Annotated in this window: 1 protein-coding gene; it reads left to right on the top strand. The window is 68.5% G+C overall.

The genetic code is table 11. The features are described 5' to 3' along the window. Window positions 1-573, top strand: a 573-nt coding sequence (locus P0652_RS18725; protein WP_284180430.1) for a methyl-accepting chemotaxis protein, incomplete at its 5' end; no start/stop codon positions are given. Window position 574: the final 1 nt, after the last annotated feature.

Below are 574 nucleotides of genomic sequence, written 5' to 3'. Positions count from 1 at the left end.
GCGGTGGCCAGCGTCCGGACGACCGACGAGAGCGCGCAGGCTCTGGCCTCGGCGGCCTCGCGGATCGGTTCGGTGATCAGCCTGATCAATGGCCTTGCCGAACAGACCAACCTGCTCGCACTCAACGCGACAATCGAGGCGGCGCGTGCGGGCGATGCCGGGAAGGGCTTCGCCGTGGTGGCGAGCGAGGTCAAGGCCCTGGCGAACCAGACGGCGAAGGCGACGAGCGAGATCTCGGAAATGGTCAACCAGATCCAGCAGGCGACGAGCGATACCGTCATCGCCATCAAGGAGATCGACGGGGCCATCGCGCTGATCGACCGCGCCACGGCGGAAATCGCCGGGTCGGTGGGCGAACAGGAACGCGCCACGCGGGAAATCGCGAGCAATGTCCAGCAGGCGGTGAACGGGACCGAGGACGTCTCGCGGTCGATCGCGGCGGTTTCCGCAACGGCCGGGCACACCGAGGGCGCAGCTCAGCAGGTGCTGGGCTCTGCAGCCGATCTCGCGCGGCAGGCCGAGACCATGCGCTCCGAGGTCCAGCGCTTCCTCCAGACGGTCCGCGCTGCCTGAA

Origin of the sequence: Rhabdaerophilum sp. SD176, assembly GCF_030143245.1 — a bacterium.
GTDB lineage: Bacteria > Pseudomonadota > Alphaproteobacteria > Rhizobiales > Beijerinckiaceae > Rhabdaerophilum.
The sequence above is the reverse complement of the archived record's forward strand: the minus strand, read 5'-3'. Positions and strand labels throughout refer to the sequence as shown.